Genomic DNA, 556 nt, shown 5'->3' on the forward strand with positions numbered 1-556 from the left:
GGATGAGAATTGCCATTTTCAGCATAAGCTAAATCCTGTCCTATAAAAATGATGTTTTTATGATTTAAATGTAAGGAAAGATAACAAGCCATATGTGCAACACTAAATCCCATGTTAAAATATCCAAAATAATCTAATTTTAAATATTGTATAAAACTTGCATAGGTTGAAACTATAGTAAAATTATCGGTTTTTTTGGTTAGGTAATTTATGGCATTAGGATGTACTATGGATTTGATAATAAAACAAATTCCATTATCAAATTCCCCAAAATCATGATTAAAAAATTCTGCTGTAATAGCTTTTCTTTCCAACATACAAACATAATCAGGCTTTATACCATGTTTAGCTAAAATAGGATAAGAAGAATCCGCACAAAAAATTGTAGCTTTATTAGCATACTTTTTTAACAAAGGAAGTTGTTTAGTAAGAGATGGTCCTGTAGAAACAATGATAGCTGTATCACTTATACCCTTTCTTTTGGAAAGTAATTCTTTATAACTAGGATGAGTAATCATTTGAGGTAAGTTATAAACAAATTGTTCTATGCCTTGCA

General features: G+C 28.6%; 1 protein-coding gene. It reads right to left on the bottom strand.

Annotation, left to right across the window (positions count from 1 at the left end; genetic code table 11):
• The coding region (locus AJN70_RS08305; RefSeq protein ID WP_148128157.1) for a 6-hydroxymethylpterin diphosphokinase MptE-like protein at window positions 1-556 on the bottom strand (556 nt) is incomplete at both ends.

The sequence above is a fragment of the Campylobacter sp. BCW_4341 genome (genome assembly GCF_001764255.1).
GTDB lineage: Bacteria > Campylobacterota > Campylobacteria > Campylobacterales > Campylobacteraceae > Campylobacter_D > Campylobacter_D jejuni.